Below are 13,298 nucleotides of genomic sequence, written 5' to 3'. Positions count from 1 at the left end.
CTGGAGGGCCGTCCGGCCCAGAAAAGCGCTCGATTCCGGGAACGTTACCAGTGAGCATCAGCATCAATGACGTCGCACGCGTGGCGGGGGTATCCAAGTCCACCGTGTCGCGGGTGCTCGGCGGCGGCCCGGTCAGCGAGGCCGTGCGCGGCCGGGTGGAGGCGGCGATCCGCCAGACCGGATATCACCCCAACCTGCAGGCAAGACGCCTGCGCGCCCGGCATACCGGCATCATCGGCCTGATCGTGGCCGATATCCGCAACCCGTTCTTTACCGCGCTGATCCGCGCCGTGGAGGAAGTCGCGTACCGGGAAGGCCTTCGCGTCACCCTCTGCAACACCGATGAGGACCCCGAGCGCGAGGCGCTGTATCTGCAGTTGATGCACGAGGAACGCATCAGTGGGCTGATTTTTGCGCCCACCCGGACCACGGTGGGGCGGCTGGACCGGCTCACGCTGGATTACCCCACGGTCCTGGTCGATCGTGCCGCACCCGGTGGCTCGATCGACAGCGTGGTCCTCGACAACGCAGCGGCGATGGCGGGCCTGGTCGAACACCTGGCCGAGCGCGGCTATTGCCGCATCGGTGGCCTGTTCGGCAGCACCAGTACCACGGCGGCCGAACGCCGCGACGGCTATATCGCTGCAATGCGCAGGCACGGGCTGGAACCGGACTACCGCGAGGTAGAGCCCACGGCCGAGGCCGCCATCGCAACGGTCGAGCAGTGGTTGACCAGTCCTTCGCGTCCCGATGCGCTGGTCGCCAGCAACAGCCTGCTGCTCATGGGCGCATTGAAAGCGGCCCGCAGCGCTGGGCTTGCGATTCCAGGAGAGCTGGCGCTGGCAGGCTTCGACAATGAGCGATGGACCGAACTGGTCGAACCCGGGGTTACCGTGGTCGAGCAGCCGGTTGAAGAGATGGGGCGGGCCGCGATGTCGCTGCTGCTGGAGCGCCTGCGCATGCCGGAGCTGCCGGTACGCAGACTGGTGATGACGGGAAGATGCGTGGTGAGAGGGTCAACGGCTGCGCGATAGTCCGGCGCCGCGTCTGCGGCAGTAGCAGTCGCAGTCCATGAGGCTGGCACTGGGGTGTTGGCGGGTCGCGCGTTGTCTGCTAAAAGCCATCTGGACACGCAGACCGGATGGGTCATCGCCTTGTCAGAGCCTTATTCAGCGCTGTTGCGCCTGCAGTTGCGCCACGAAGATCTCTCCAGATGGCTGGCGGCGCCCCTGCCTTCGCCATCCCGATGGTCCGACTGGCGATGCATCGCCGGGCCGTGGCGCTTGCGCAACGGTGAATGCCTGGCGTCTTCAAGCGACGAGGCGTTGGATGAACTGCTCATAGACTGCCAGGCCCTGCTGGCCCGCCACCCCGACAATCGCGCCGCATTGAAGGCCTTCCTTGCATCCGCGCAGGCCGAGAATATCCAGGTTGCCGCCTATGACCGCACTGGTACGCACTTTGTTGCGGGATCGCTGACGTATTCGGAAAGCCTCTACGATCTCATCGCGTTTCTGGCTGTGGCACGGGGCGCGGCCGATTTCCTGAAGGCGGGCGACCATGGGGTGGCACTGGTCCACGACTATCTCTGGGCAGAGGAAGGTGGGCGCGAGACCGTTGCCGCGATTGCCCTGGCCGGCCAGGGGGAATCCGGATTCCTTTCTTCCACGGACCTGGATACCGCTGCCGCGCCCTTCGACGCCTTGGTGGACGCCATGCTGGAAGCTGAGGACGACCCGGCGTTTCAACCACGCAACCAGCTTGATCAACTCTGACCGGCACCGCGTGGAATCCAGAAAAACGACAGCCAGGACCCCGATATGAAAGGACATCACGCCCGCCTCACGCACCGCCGCATGCGTTGGCTCCTGACACTGTGCCTCGGCGCCCTCGTGGGACCCGCCGTGGCAGGCACAACGCAACCGGAACGCACCTGGTTTGTCAGTGGTGCGGAGCTCATCACGCTGCTGCAGGGCAAAGGCGCTGACGGGTTCTGCGATGGCGAACACTGCCGGGGGCTGTCCAGCGCCCGGGCCAGCAGCTATATCCTGGGTGTCGCCGATGCCAGCCGCGGTCAGTGGTGTGGGCAGGGCCGGATCCTTCCGCATGAACTGGTCGATCAGGTGTCTTCCCATCTCCGGCAGCTGCCCCGCGTGCGATTGCAACAGGATGCGTCTCCCCTGGTTGTCGAAGGGCTGCGCGCGGCGTTTCCGTGTGGTCGCGGCACATCGCCTGGTGGCAGTGCCGAGCCCGGCAAGGCACGCTGAGACGCGTGGGCTGGGCGTTGGCAACGCGGGCTGCAGCCCGCGTAATGAACACATCGGTGTTCTGCACGCTGGCGACACGATGCATTCACGACCGCCGACACCCGCGCCCGCGACACTGCATGCTCCTTTCTCCGCATGAGGTGCCCCATGGCTACCTGTGATGTCTGCGGCAATGACTACGACAAGAGCTTCACCCTCCAGCAGGGTGGACGCAGCGGCACCTTCGATTCGTTCGAGTGCGCCATCCATGCGTTCGCACCGCGCTGCGCACATTGCGACTGCGCGATCATCGGGCATGGCGTTGAAGGAAACGGTCAGATCTTCTGCTGCGCACATTGCGCCGGTCACGCCGGTGTAAAGGGAATCGCAGACCGGGCCTGAGCCCGCTCCGGCCGGTCATGCCGGGACCAGCGAGGCGAGCCGTGCGACCCGGGCTGCACCCGAATCGGCGAGCAGCGCCATCGCACGCTGTTTCCGCGCCGGCGTCCCCGCCACGGCCTCCCGTGCCACCACTACGTCGAATTCCCTGGCGTTGGCGTCCAGCGCGGTAGCCAGGACACATGAATCGGCCGTCATCCCGCTGAGCCAAAGGCTGCGCACGCCAAGCTTGGCCAGCAGAATCGGCAACGGGCTGGCCAGGAACGCCGAATGCTTGGGCTTGAGCACGAAGTAGTGACCGGGCAGGGGAGAGAGGAGGTCGGCAATCCGCCCGGCCGGTCCTCCATCCCGCTGGCACTGTGCTACCTGTTGGCGGAAGTCACGCTTCCAGTCCGAGAAATTGTCATTGGCGTAGATGACCGGCCATCCGTGGCCATCAAAGTGGTTTCTCAAGCGTCGGATCTGTGCGGCCGCCCGCTCCGCTGCTGGCGCCAGCGCCTGCGCGCCTGGGAAGTCGAAGCGACTGAACATATCGATGATCAGCAAGGCGGTTGACGGAGCATTTCCCATGGTTCAATCCCCTGTCTGCGCGTGCGGAGCTTCGACCGGCTTGGATTGCGGTGAGTCCTTCTGCCGCAGGAAGATCGTAAGTACAACCAGGGACAGCACCGCAAGAAACTCACTCTGCCAGTTCTGCATCGATTCGAACCAGAACGTGCTGCTGCCCAGATGCTCCAGGAAACCCGGCACCGGCAACCCCTGCAGCTGCTGCTCGACCTGCTCGGCGCGCCAGCTACCCAATGCATGCAATGCAAAACTGAGCAGGAACAACAGCCCGAAGGCAATCGCAAGCGAGTGACCGTAAAGCACCTTCCATGCGCCGCCGCGACGAACCGGCCACGGCGCAGGGCCCGGCTCGACGCGGTTCTGCTCCTGCGCCGGGTCCAGGGGCCGGGATTCGGCCGAGCCACGCTGGCGCAGGGCGACGGTCAGAAGAACGTACATTCCCATCTGCAGGAACTCGCTCTCCCAGTTCTCGAATGTAGCGCTCACGAAATGCCCGGTCGCCAGGTAGTGCCAGAGGTCGATCGCCGCGCGCCCGTGCTGCGTCAACTCCTGATTGTGCACGTGATGTCCCGCAACTGCCTGCCCGACAATGAAGACGACAGTGAGTGCGAGCAGTACCAGCGAGAGACCGTTGCGTTTCCACATGCAACACCTCTTTCAGCCTGACCAGAAACCGTGCATGCAGCTTGCGCCGGCAGCGCACCATGACGCGTGAACCCGGCGCATCCAGGATGTGAGGCGGCCTCAACGCTTGCCCGTCGGATCGGGATCGGGACGCTCGTAGTCCTCGGGTACGGCCTTGGGGCCATCGCCGTCGTCCGGCATGTCGTGCTCCTTCCACTTCGCTCGACCATTGCGCCGCTTGTCCGGCGTGTGTGCTTTCGATTGATCGTCCACGTCTGTTGTTGGATTGAAAGGCAGCTTGTCGTTCATGGTGAGCTCCTGTGGCGGGTGTTCGCAGCGTGCCCCGGGCCGGGTTAACACCACGACGCCGCGGAATGAACGCTGCGCACACCTGGATGTCACCGGGGCAGGAGGGCGTCCCTGCAATGCTGTCGTTCCGATTTTCTGGAGAAGCACGATGCAGGCATTGACCTATCACGGCCGCAAGGATGTGCGCGTCGAGACCGTGCCGGACCCGGTGCTGGCAGCTGAGGACGACCTGATCCTGAGGGTTACCGCCACCGCCATCTGTGGCTCGGACCTGCACCTGTACAGGGGCAAGATTCCCGATCTGCACGACGGCGATGTGCTGGGGCACGAATTCATGGGCGTGGTGGAAGAGGTCGGCAGCGGCGTAACCCAGGTGAGGCCGGGCGATCGCGTGGTGATCCCTTTCGTGATCGCTTGTGGCGAGTGCTTCCACTGCCGGCTGGCCGAGTATGCCGCCTGCGAGACCACCAACCCGGGCAAGGGCGCTGCGCTGAACCAGAAGGGCCTTCTGCCCCCGGCGGCGTTGTTCGGATACAGCCATCTGTATGGCGGCGTGGCAGGCGGACAGGCCGAATTCGTGCGCGTGCCCAAGGCGAATGTGGGCCCACTGCGCATCCCGGAAGGCGTGGCCGACGAACAGGTTCTGTTCCTGTCGGACATTCTGCCCACCGGCTATCAGGCCGCGCTGAACGCAGGGGTCAAGCCGGGCTCGACAGTGGCGATCTTCGGTGCCGGTCCGGTTGGGCTGATGAGCGCGGCCTGCTGCCGGCTGCTGGGAGCGGAGACCATCTTCATGGTCGACCATCTTCGCTACCGCCTGGACTACGCGCGCCGTGCCTATGGTGTGACGCCGATCGACTTCAAGGAGATCGAGGACCCGGCCGATTACATCCTTACCCAGACCAGTGGACGCGGCGTGGATGCCTGCATCGAGGCCGTCGGTTTCGAGGCCGAGGGCAGTGCCCTGGAGTCAGCGCTGACCGCCGTGAAACTGGAAGGCAGCAGCGGCGTGGCCATCCGTCAGTGCATCGCAGCCGCCCGCCGCGGCGGCGTGGTCAGCATTCCCGGTGTCTATGCCGGTTTCATCCACGGGTTCCTGCTGGGCGATGCGTTCGACAAGGGCCTGACATTCAAGATGGGGCAGACTCACGTGCAGGGACTGATGCCGGAGCTGCTGGACGCAATCCTGGAAGGAAAGCTGGATCCGGGGGACATCATCTCGCACCGGATGCGCCTGGCCGACGCGGCGCAAGGTTATGCGATGTTCGATGCCAAGGACGACGACTGCCGCAAGATCGTATTGACTCCCTGAGCAGGCCGTCATGAGTTGGATTGTCATGGCATGTGTCTACGCAGTCTGGCTGGCCGCCGGTGCGCTGGACTTCCACTTTCACCGGCGTACCGACCTGCCGCACACGTCCGCGATGCGCGAGAGCCTGCTGCATGGGCTGCAGCTGCTGCTCATCGGCAGCGGCGTGCTGGCGTGGCTCGTGCTGGAAAGCACGTGGTTGCTCGTCACGCTGCTGGCAGTCCTGGTCATCGCGCACGCAATCGCCGGCTACCTCGACACTGTCAGCGCGGACGGGCGGCGACGCATCAGCCCGGCCGAGCAGCACGTGCACAGTGTGCTCGACGCCGCTCCTTGGGTGCTGCTGGGCGGGGTGGCGTGGCAGGCCGAACCTCGATGGGCAGTCAATGTGGCACCGGCAGCACCGGCGCTGTGGGGGTTCGTACTGCTGCCGGCGCTTGGCCTGGTGGTGTTGCCCTGGCTGTGGGAGCTGCGCCAGTGCGTGCGTGCCAGCGAACAGCGCCAGCGGTGAGCGCGTGAGGAACACTGCGCCGGGTATTCATGTGGCCGCCACACCGCCAAGACAGTGATGTGACCGCAGGGCGCCTACGTTCATGACCTATCTTCATTGCAGATCGGCCATGCAGGATGTGACGTTGCCTTCTTCGCTGTTCAACCGCGCGCGCCAGGTTCTCGCCCAGCAGCCCGCACTGCCTTTGCCCGGAAGTGGCCACACGCTGCAGCGTTGGCGGGCGCTGGCGGCGTGGGGGGCAGAGGACCTCTGCCTGGCCAAGGTGCTGGAAGCGCATTACGACGCCCTGGCGATCATTGCCGAGCTGAACGCGCCTATGGTTGCTGAGGGGCAGCTGCTGGCGGTGTGGGCCGCAGAAGGCCCAGCCAACACCCTGCGCATCGACGCCGGCGGTGGACTGTATGGTGACAAGCCCTGGTGTTCAGGCAGCGCGTGGGTGGATGCGGCACTGGTAACCGTGCGGAACACACACGGCGTGTGGCTGTGCCATGTGGCGGGGGAGCATTGGTGCACGCTTTCGGGTGAGCCCTGGCCGGCGGCTGGCATGGCCGGCATTCCGTCCACGACGGTGCGCTTCGACGGCGCACCGATGACGATTCTGGGACCGCGCGACGCCTACCTGCAACGGCCGGGCTTCTGGCATGGCGGAGCCGGTATCGCGGCGGTCTGGTTTGGCGCAGCGGTGGCACTGGCTGAACGCATGCGGCCGGCCTGCAGCGACGGCAACCGCGCACGGCTGCTGGGTGCAGCGGACCTTGCCCTGGGGCCGGCTGCGGCGCTGCTTCGCGAAGTGGCCGCGCGCATCGACGACGCGCCCCAATCGGCACATCGGGAAGACGTAGTGCGGCTGCGCTGCGTGGTCGAGCGGGCGGCGACGCGCGTCCTGGACCTTGCAGGTCGGGCGCTCGGTCCGGCGCCGATGTGCCTGGAAGACGGGCACGCCCGCCGCTGGGCGGACCTGACGGTGTTCCTCAGGCAGTGCCATGCCGATCGCGATTGGCAGTGGCTGGGTGAGCAGCGGGCAGCCGAGGAGACCGCATGGGCGCTGTAGCCAGCACACCCCTGCAAGGACAGGGAACTCAGGAACAGGCCTGGCTGCGCTGCGATTGGCTCTGGCAGCAACCGTCCACGCCCGCCCGCTCGCTGTGCGCCGACCATCACCGCCTTGTGGTCGTTGCGCCGCATCCCGACGACGAGATCCTTGGCTGTGGAGGGCTGCTCCATCAAGCCGCGGCACAGGGCATGGAGATTGGCGTCATTGCCGTGACCGATGGTGAAGCGTGTTATCCGGGTGAACCGTGGTGGACACCGGACCGCCTGCGGTCGGCGCGTCGGGCAGAGCTTGCAGCGGCGCTGGCGGAACTTGGGATTGCAGCCGACGCGACGTTTCATCTCGGCATCGGCGATGGCGCGGTCAGCAAGCACGAACAGGGCCTGCAGGACCGGCTGCAGCAGCACCTGCAGCCGGGCGATCTGGTACTGGCGCCCTGGCGCTTCGATGGGCATCCCGATCACGAAGCGGCAGGGCGTGCAGCCTGCCGCGCCGCGCGCGCAGTGGGTTGCCGTCGCCTGGAGTACCCGGTATGGGGCTGGCACTGGCTGGATCCGGCCTGCGCGCATATGGCGTGGGAGTTCCCGCAGCTTGTCGACATTTCCGCAGTGGCGTCGGTGAAACGAAGTGCGATCGCCCGGTTCCGGACGCAGACGGGCAACGTGCCGGGCCTGAACAGCCCGCCGGTGCTGCCTTCCCATGTACTGGCCCGATTTTTCCGCGATTACGAGGTATTTCTGGCATGAGCGCGCAACCGTACTTCGATGAACTGCATGAGCAGGAAGACCCTTTTGGCTACCGCAGCCGGTGGTATGAAGAACGCAAGCGTGCGTTGCTGCTGGCCAGCCTGAGCCAGCGCCAGTTCAATCGTGGCTGGGAGCTGGGGTGCTCCAACGGCGTGCTGACCGAGGCCCTGGCGGCCCGCTGTGAGCGCCTGCTGGCCACCGACATCAGCCCGCGCGCAGCGTTCCGGGCCCGCCGCAACCTGGCCCACCTGCCGCACGTGCAGGTCCACTGCGCCAGCCACCCCGAGCAATGGCCGCCGGGGCGCTTCGACCTGATCGTCTGCGGTGAGATGGGCTACTACCTGGGGACGAGCGCTCTTCGCGAGCTGCGTGCCGGAATCGATCAAGCACTTCGTGACGACGGATTGCTGGTCGCGTGCCATTGGTTGCCCTCGTTCCCCGGGCGGGTGAGCCGGACCGAAGTCGTGCATCGGTGCCTGGGCCACGGCCTGCACGAAGCCTTCCACTATCGCGATGCGGACTTCGTGCTGCAGGGCTGGACGCGCGGCACGCTGTCACTGGCCCGCAACGAGGGCCTGCGGTGATAGGCGTTCTGGTCCCCGCGCACAACGAGGCAGCCAGCATGGCGCGCTGCCTGCAATCGATCCGAAGGGCGGCCCTGCACCCGGGCCTGGGCGGCGAAGCGGTCGAAGTGGTGGTTGCACTGGACGCTTGCTCGGATGCGACGGCGTCCATCTGCCATCAACAGCGCGTCGGCATTGTGCGGCTGGATGCACGCTGCGTGGGGATTGCCCGCGCAGCGGCCGCCGTCGAGCTGCTGGGGTGCGGCGCCAGGTGGCTGGCCAGCACCGACGCCGATAGCGAGGTCCCTGGCGATTGGTTGGTTGGACAACTGGAGCAGCCGTGTGACGCCTTCTGCGGACTGGTGGACATTGCGGCGCGCTGCCCGTCCGAACATCGCCTGCGCAGGGTATTCCAGGGGCGGCAGCAGTGGGGGGAAGGTCACGGGCGCATCCATGGTGCCAACCTGGGTGTCTCTGCCCATTTCTATCGTGCGGTCGGCGGTTTTCCTGCCTTGCGCTGCGGGGAAGACGTTCAGATCGTGAGGGCGCTGCAGGCCTGCGGCGCGGATATACGCTGGGCCGGTGCTCCCGTCGTCTTCACCAGTGCGCGTCTGAAAGGGCGCGCCGCAGGGGGATTTTCAGCCTATCTGGCGGAGATGGGAGCGGCGGGTGCCCCTGCCGTGCTGACCGGGCCGGCCATTGCGTAAAGACCCGCCGTTCTGCCGCACTGCAGCATGCGGTCGCGCCGTCAGTCATCTCCGATCCAGCCCGAATCCATGAAACCCGTGCACATGGGCCCATGCGTGACGCGCTCCCTGTACGCGTTTACGGCGTGTGAACGCTGTCGGCTCTAGATTGATCGGCTGGGAGAGTAGGAGCAGCCGATGCCGAACAGCGCGATTGTCTACGCCAGCCGGGCTGTCCCCGGGTTCACGCCGGAACGCCTGGCTGCACTGATGGAAGATGCGGCCCGCTTCAATCGATCAGCGGGCGTAACCGGCGTCCTGTTGTTTGACGGGCAGCGCTTCCTGCAATACATGGAAGGCCCAGCCGACGGGTTGGATGTTGCGTTCTCCCGCGTAATCGGCGCCCGCAGCCACACCGAACTGACCGAACTCGGGCGTGGCCGTGTCGGGCAGCGGCGATTGCCGTTCTGGCCAATGCGCTGCCTGTCGGTCAGCGCGGGCGAGCTGCAGATGATCGCCCTTGCGGACTGGAGCGGTTTCATCCAGCGGGCGGTAACGAGCCAGAACGAAGCCGAGGCGATGGAGAAGCTGCTCGCAATCGTTGAGCCCTACGCGAACGCCGCTTGAAGTCCGGGTCGGGTGTTAGCGTAGTGTGCAGCCGAGGGGAGGAGGCGGTGCCCCAGCGCCTGAAGGCCCTCATCGCCGCCTACAACGGGGCAGCGATCATTGCCGTGCAGGAAACCTCCTGCGCCAGAAGGAACGAATGTGCCCCTCCGCGCGATCGCCTACGCAAGTGAGGCGATACCGGGGCTTTCCATGGACCATGTGGACGACCTCGGCAGGGCCGCCGCCGGCTTCAACTTCGAAGCCGGCGTTACCGGTGTGCTTCTTTATGATGGGCTCCGCTTCCTCCAGTATATCGAGGGACCGGAAGACAGCATCAACGTGGTGTACAGCCGCATTCTCAGTGCCCGCAGCCATCGCGAGCTGATCGAACTGGGCCGTGGCAGGGTTTCAGGCCGATTCTTTCCTGATTGGTCGATGCGGTTGCTGTGGGTTGAGGCCTCCGAGATCCGCAGCGTGGCGCGTGGCAACTGGGACGGGCTCTCCCGTGGTGGTGCGCTGCGCCAGCTGAGCCTGGTGGTGGCCCCGCACCTGGGTTGACCGCTGCAGTCGGGGTCAGCGTGCCGAAGAGGGTGCGCAGGCGTCGCCCACCACGCGCCGCACAGTCTCCTGCAGCTGGTCGACGTGGAACGGCTTGGCCACGAAGGCGGCGCGGCGGTGGCGCTGCGGCACCAGCTGGTCATAGACCGCAGAGACGAACAGAAAGGGGATGCCAAGTTCGGCCAGGCGATCAGCGACTGGAAACACCACGCCGTCACGAAGCTCGACATCCAGCACGGCGCCGTCGAATCGCTGGGTGTCCAGCAGTCCCAGCGCGTCGAACACGCTGTAGGCGTGCGTCACCTGGTCGCCTGCGTCCTCAAGTGCATGTTCCATCAGTGCTGCCAGGTCGAGCTGGTCTTCCACCAGCAGCAGGTTGCATCTGCGCTGGCTCATTCCGGATTGCATGTGTACAGCCTGTATTGCTTCGGGAGTGCCAGTCTGTGCTGTGCAGCATCAATACGACGCGTGCGGCTTGTCAGCCCGGCGCGAAGCCCGTGAAGCGCGCCTCCAGCACCGTCGAGGCAGCGTGCAGGGCCGGATGGAGCTCGTTGACGGCGCCTTGGCACGTGGCATGGATACTGCCGCCGTCCCCCGCATTGGAGCTTCTCTCATGCCGCTATCCGGAACCGATTCTGCTTCTCCACGCGTGCTGCGTGTCGAGTGCATGCCGCTGGACTGCGGTGGCACTGCCATCGTAGTGGAACTGGACCGCATGCCTGAGCGCACGTGGATGAAGTCGCTCAAGCGAGCCCTGCAGGCCGACGATCTCCTGGAGGGCGCGCACGCCAAGTTCGATGGGCGCTTCGTGTATGTCGTGGGCGTGGAGGGCGGTGCTCATCGTATGCAACACCGTGTGGTGCAGGCACTGGTGGCGACGGACGCTCCGCGCGCGTCGGGTGGCAGCCTGCAAGGTCGAGCCGGCGGCGCGGCACTGTCCAGCCCAATGCCCTGACCGCGGAGCGGGGCCAACCCGCAGTCCCTGCATGTTATCGCCGCATCAGGGCCGCGTGCAGCGGCCACCTCCAGCGGTTCACACCGCCCGACAAGGCGGTGATTGCCAGCGCTCCACCATGTTCTCCGGAGGCATGTCGCCCCAGACCGGAGATCGAGATGGCAGACCACAACGACACCCGACGCGAACGCCTGCTGAAATGGCTGCAGGATGCCTACGCCATGGAACAGGAAGCTGAGACCATGATGAAGGCCATGGCTTCGCGGATCGAGAACTACCCCCAGCTTGCTGCCCGGATCGGCCAGCACGTCCAGGAGACACAGGGGCAGGCCGCTTCCCTGCGGGAGTGCATCGAGGCGCTGGGAGGAAGCGTGCCCACCGCAAAGGGATTGTTCGCCAGCATGACCGCCGCCATCCACGCCGCTGGCAACACGCTGATGGAAGACGAGGTGGTCAAGAGCGTGGGCCTTTCGTTCGGCTTCGAGAACACCGAGATCGCCACGTACCGGGCGCTGGTGATCGCTGCCGAGCGCGCCGGCGCGCCCGACATTGCGGCGGTGTGTGGCCAGATCCTGCAGGAAGAGGTTGCCATGGCGCGCTGGCTGGAGGACCACCAGGACGGCCTGGTCGGTGCGTTCCTCAACCGTGACGAAACGCCTGGCGCCCAGGCCAAGCGTTGACCGCGAAGCCAGCCCACGCCAGCCACTGGAGAAATCCTCATGTTCTTTCATCACAAGAAACTCATGTACACCGTGCGCGTCCGCGAATCCAATCCGCAGCTCGCCAGCCTCATGCTTGAGCAGTTCGGCGGCCCGCAGGGCGAGTTGGCCGCTGCGATGCGCTACTTCACCCAGGGACTTGGCGAATGCGATCCCGGGCGCAAGGACCTGTTGATGGACATCGCCACCGAGGAGATCAGCCACCTGGAGATCATCGGCACCATCATCGCCATGCTCAACCGCGGGCCCAAGGCAATCCAGTCCGAAGGGCTTGCCGAGGCCGAGGACATGCGGCTGCTGGGCCAGAACAGCACCAGCCACACCGAACAGATCCTGTACGGCGGCGGCCCGGCGCTGGTCAATTCCAGCGGGGTGCCGTGGACAGCCGCCTACATCGACTCGATTGGTGACCCCAGCGCCGACCTGCGCTCGAACATTGCGGCCGAAGCGCGCGCCAAGCTGGTGTATGAGCGCCTGATCAACGTCACCGACGACCCGGGCATCAAGGATGCGCTGCGCTTCCTGATGACCCGCGAGATCGCCCACATGAAGTCGTTCGAGAAGGCGCTGCACAGCATCCAGCCCAACTTCCCACCGGGCAAGCTGCCGGGGGATCCTGCGTTCACCGATCTGTACATGGACATGTCGCAGGGCGACGGCGCCGACGACCTGCAGGGCAGCTGGAACAGCGGCGAGCTCTGGGAGCGGGTCAGCGACCGCGGGGCACAGGCTGCGGTGGACGGTGGCGACGGCAGCGGCACGGTGGACCTCGATCCACGCGAACAGGCCGCGGTGCAGGCCATGACCCTGCGCACGCTCTCCGACCCGGAAGCGCGGCCGACCACCGGGGCCGAGCTGGGGGCCGGCCCGGGCGCGGGCGCACTGGACCTGCCGCCACGCGAGCCGTGAAAAACCTGGGGCGCCCACCTGCGGCGTCCCAGTTGAAACGCCCGTGAGTGACGCGAGGGCGCACGAAAGTGGGCGGACATCACGTCCGCCCACGAAGGGGTACATCGGGTTTCAATGCCGATCAGCGCTGCTGGCCACCGCGGTTGTTGCCGCCGCCACGTTCCTGCTGTTGCTGCCCGCCTCCCTGGTTGCCGCCCTGGTTGCCACCACCGCGACTGTTCTGGCCGCCTTCGCGGCCGATGTCAGCCATGTGCTGGCGGTCCTGGCTCACTGCTTCGCCGCCCTTGCGGCCGGCTTCGCGTGCTTCTTCCGAGCTGAATTCATGGGCGTTGCCTGACTCGTGCGCGGCACGTCCACCCTTGGCGGCGATCTCGCGCTGCTTGTCCTCGTCCATCGAAGCGAAACCGCGGTTGCTGTTGCCCTGGTTCTGGTTCTGGTTCTGGTTGGCCATGGAAAGTCTCCTTGGGTTCAGCCGCCCGATTGGCGGCAGCGACCATCTTCCAGATCCGGCGCTAGATGGCGGTGGCATGGCTGCCAACG

At 66.0% G+C, this 13,298-nt stretch carries 20 protein-coding genes; 15 read left to right on the top strand and 5 right to left on the bottom strand.

Annotated elements, in window-relative coordinates; genetic code table 11:
- Positions 1-50: 50 nt before the first annotated feature.
- From A7X97_RS07270 to A7X97_RS07255, 4 genes are all read left to right on the top strand, one after another.
- A complete protein-coding gene (locus A7X97_RS07270; protein ID WP_088497165.1) occupies positions 51-1,034 on the top strand; it encodes a LacI family DNA-binding transcriptional regulator in 984 nt (327 codons plus the stop codon).
- 54 nt (positions 1,035-1,088) lie between these two features.
- Complete coding sequence (locus A7X97_RS07265; protein WP_088497166.1) at positions 1,089-1,775, top strand: hypothetical protein; 687 nt, start codon at positions 1,089-1,091, stop codon at positions 1,773-1,775.
- A 45-nt stretch (positions 1,776-1,820) separates the two neighbouring features.
- Positions 1,821-2,267 carry a Rap1a/Tai family immunity protein gene (locus tag A7X97_RS07260; RefSeq protein WP_242015815.1) on the top strand — a complete coding sequence of 149 codons (447 nt, stop codon included), beginning with the start codon at positions 1,821-1,823 and terminating at the stop codon, positions 2,265-2,267.
- 147 nt (positions 2,268-2,414) lie between these two features.
- Complete coding sequence (locus A7X97_RS07255) at positions 2,415-2,648, top strand: hypothetical protein (RefSeq protein WP_111007731.1); 234 nt, start codon at positions 2,415-2,417, stop codon at positions 2,646-2,648.
- Between the two features lie 15 nt (positions 2,649-2,663).
- Here A7X97_RS07255 and A7X97_RS07250 read toward each other — a convergent pair whose 3' ends face one another.
- The 3 genes from A7X97_RS07250 to A7X97_RS07240 all read right to left on the bottom strand — a co-directional run bounded on the left by A7X97_RS07250 (position 2,664) and on the right by A7X97_RS07240 (position 4,145).
- A complete protein-coding gene (locus tag A7X97_RS07250; RefSeq protein ID WP_111007730.1) occupies positions 2,664-3,215 on the bottom strand; it encodes a cysteine hydrolase family protein in 552 nt (183 codons plus the stop codon).
- Between the two features lie 3 nt (positions 3,216-3,218).
- The gene (locus A7X97_RS07245) at positions 3,219-3,857 is read right to left on the bottom strand and encodes a DUF6766 family protein (protein WP_111007729.1); all 639 of its coding nucleotides are present in this window, start codon (positions 3,855-3,857) and stop codon (positions 3,219-3,221) included.
- A gap of 99 nt (positions 3,858-3,956) precedes the next feature.
- Positions 3,957-4,145: a hypothetical protein gene (locus tag A7X97_RS07240; RefSeq protein ID WP_088497168.1), complete on the bottom strand. Its 189-nt coding sequence runs from the start codon at positions 4,143-4,145 to the stop codon at positions 3,957-3,959.
- A 148-nt stretch (positions 4,146-4,293) separates the two neighbouring features.
- Here A7X97_RS07240 and A7X97_RS07235 point away from each other — a divergent pair, with 148 nt between their 5' ends.
- The 8 genes from A7X97_RS07235 (at position 4,294) to A7X97_RS07200 (ending at position 10,175) form a co-directional block, all read left to right on the top strand.
- On the top strand, positions 4,294-5,457 hold the full coding sequence (locus A7X97_RS07235) for a zinc-dependent alcohol dehydrogenase (protein WP_088497169.1): 1,164 nt from the start codon (positions 4,294-4,296) through the stop codon (positions 5,455-5,457).
- A 10-nt stretch (positions 5,458-5,467) separates the two neighbouring features.
- Positions 5,468-5,965 (top strand): hypothetical protein, encoded by a 498-nt coding sequence (locus A7X97_RS07230; RefSeq protein WP_072167064.1) that lies wholly within the window; start codon positions 5,468-5,470, stop codon positions 5,963-5,965.
- A gap of 109 nt (positions 5,966-6,074) precedes the next feature.
- Positions 6,075-7,016: an acyl-CoA dehydrogenase gene (locus A7X97_RS07225; RefSeq protein WP_072167063.1), complete on the top strand. Its 942-nt coding sequence runs from the start codon at positions 6,075-6,077 to the stop codon at positions 7,014-7,016.
- Entirely contained in the window at positions 7,004-7,762 is a 759-nt protein-coding gene (locus A7X97_RS07220; protein WP_088497170.1) for a PIG-L deacetylase family protein, read from the top strand. Before A7X97_RS07225 ends, A7X97_RS07220 begins: the two co-directional genes overlap by 13 nt.
- Positions 7,759-8,346 (top strand): class I SAM-dependent DNA methyltransferase, encoded by a 588-nt coding sequence (locus A7X97_RS07215; protein WP_065196295.1) that lies wholly within the window; start codon positions 7,759-7,761, stop codon positions 8,344-8,346. Before A7X97_RS07220 ends, A7X97_RS07215 begins: the two co-directional genes overlap by 4 nt.
- Entirely contained in the window at positions 8,343-9,032 is a 690-nt protein-coding gene (locus tag A7X97_RS07210; RefSeq protein ID WP_088497171.1) for a glycosyltransferase family 2 protein, read from the top strand. Before A7X97_RS07215 ends, A7X97_RS07210 begins: the two co-directional genes overlap by 4 nt.
- Before the next feature lie 177 nt (positions 9,033-9,209).
- Positions 9,210-9,638, top strand: a complete 429-nt coding sequence (locus A7X97_RS07205) for a BLUF domain-containing protein (RefSeq protein ID WP_088497172.1) — start codon at positions 9,210-9,212, stop codon at positions 9,636-9,638.
- Positions 9,639-9,776: 138 nt separating this feature from the next.
- The gene (locus tag A7X97_RS07200; protein ID WP_088497173.1) at positions 9,777-10,175 is read left to right on the top strand and encodes a BLUF domain-containing protein; all 399 of its coding nucleotides are present in this window, start codon (positions 9,777-9,779) and stop codon (positions 10,173-10,175) included.
- A 15-nt stretch (positions 10,176-10,190) separates the two neighbouring features.
- Here the strand turns inward: A7X97_RS07200 and A7X97_RS07195 are convergent, their stop codons facing one another.
- Positions 10,191-10,583, bottom strand: a complete 393-nt coding sequence (locus A7X97_RS07195; protein WP_072167057.1) for a response regulator — start codon at positions 10,581-10,583, stop codon at positions 10,191-10,193.
- 205 nt (positions 10,584-10,788) lie between these two features.
- On the opposite strand from A7X97_RS07195, the gene A7X97_RS07190 reads away from it, so the two are divergent.
- From A7X97_RS07190 to A7X97_RS07180, 3 genes are all read left to right on the top strand, one after another.
- Complete coding sequence (locus tag A7X97_RS07190) at positions 10,789-11,130, top strand: hypothetical protein (protein ID WP_080376901.1); 342 nt, start codon at positions 10,789-10,791, stop codon at positions 11,128-11,130.
- A gap of 158 nt (positions 11,131-11,288) precedes the next feature.
- A complete protein-coding gene (locus A7X97_RS07185) occupies positions 11,289-11,810 on the top strand; it encodes a ferritin-like domain-containing protein (RefSeq protein ID WP_069138513.1) in 522 nt (173 codons plus the stop codon).
- Between the two features lie 39 nt (positions 11,811-11,849).
- The gene (locus tag A7X97_RS07180) at positions 11,850-12,758 is read left to right on the top strand and encodes a manganese catalase family protein (RefSeq protein WP_088497174.1); all 909 of its coding nucleotides are present in this window, start codon (positions 11,850-11,852) and stop codon (positions 12,756-12,758) included.
- A gap of 121 nt (positions 12,759-12,879) precedes the next feature.
- Here the strand turns inward: A7X97_RS07180 and A7X97_RS07175 are convergent, their stop codons facing one another.
- The gene (locus A7X97_RS07175; RefSeq protein ID WP_111007728.1) at positions 12,880-13,209 is read right to left on the bottom strand and encodes a KGG domain-containing protein; all 330 of its coding nucleotides are present in this window, start codon (positions 13,207-13,209) and stop codon (positions 12,880-12,882) included.
- Positions 13,210-13,298: the final 89 nt, after the last annotated feature.

Source organism: Stenotrophomonas sepilia (assembly GCF_003244875.1).
Taxonomy (GTDB): Bacteria; Pseudomonadota; Gammaproteobacteria; order Xanthomonadales; family Xanthomonadaceae; genus Stenotrophomonas; species Stenotrophomonas sepilia.
This window is presented reverse-complemented; position numbering and strand designations above follow the sequence as displayed.

Bases quoted from the DNA above. Each gene is read 5' to 3' on its own strand.
- A7X97_RS07195 (WP_072167057.1), bottom strand. From the start codon at position 10,583: ATGCAATCCGGAATGAGCCAGCGCAGATGCAACCTGCTGCTGGTGGAA.
- A7X97_RS07225 (WP_072167063.1), top strand. From the start codon at position 6,075: ATGCAGGATGTGACGTTGCCTTCTTCGCTGTTCAACCGCGCGCGCCAG.
- A7X97_RS07190 (WP_080376901.1), top strand. From the start codon at position 10,789: ATGCCGCTATCCGGAACCGATTCTGCTTCTCCACGCGTGCTGCGTGTC.
- A7X97_RS07260 (WP_242015815.1), top strand. From the start codon at position 1,821: ATGAAAGGACATCACGCCCGCCTCACGCACCGCCGCATGCGTTGGCTC.
- A7X97_RS07240 (WP_088497168.1), bottom strand. From the start codon at position 4,145: ATGAACGACAAGCTGCCTTTCAATCCAACAACAGACGTGGACGATCAA.
- A7X97_RS07185 (WP_069138513.1), top strand. From the start codon at position 11,289: ATGGCAGACCACAACGACACCCGACGCGAACGCCTGCTGAAATGGCTG.
- A7X97_RS07215 (WP_065196295.1), top strand. From the start codon at position 7,759: ATGAGCGCGCAACCGTACTTCGATGAACTGCATGAGCAGGAAGACCCT.
- A7X97_RS07255 (WP_111007731.1), top strand. From the start codon at position 2,415: ATGGCTACCTGTGATGTCTGCGGCAATGACTACGACAAGAGCTTCACC.
- A7X97_RS07180 (WP_088497174.1), top strand. From the start codon at position 11,850: ATGTTCTTTCATCACAAGAAACTCATGTACACCGTGCGCGTCCGCGAA.
- A7X97_RS07250 (WP_111007730.1), bottom strand. From the start codon at position 3,215: ATGGGAAATGCTCCGTCAACCGCCTTGCTGATCATCGATATGTTCAGT.
- A7X97_RS07245 (WP_111007729.1), bottom strand. From the start codon at position 3,857: ATGTGGAAACGCAACGGTCTCTCGCTGGTACTGCTCGCACTCACTGTC.
- A7X97_RS07220 (WP_088497170.1), top strand. From the start codon at position 7,004: ATGGGCGCTGTAGCCAGCACACCCCTGCAAGGACAGGGAACTCAGGAA.
- A7X97_RS07175 (WP_111007728.1), bottom strand. From the start codon at position 13,209: ATGGCCAACCAGAACCAGAACCAGAACCAGGGCAACAGCAACCGCGGT.
- A7X97_RS07205 (WP_088497172.1), top strand. From the start codon at position 9,210: ATGCCGAACAGCGCGATTGTCTACGCCAGCCGGGCTGTCCCCGGGTTC.
- A7X97_RS07235 (WP_088497169.1), top strand. From the start codon at position 4,294: ATGCAGGCATTGACCTATCACGGCCGCAAGGATGTGCGCGTCGAGACC.
- A7X97_RS07230 (WP_072167064.1), top strand. From the start codon at position 5,468: ATGAGTTGGATTGTCATGGCATGTGTCTACGCAGTCTGGCTGGCCGCC.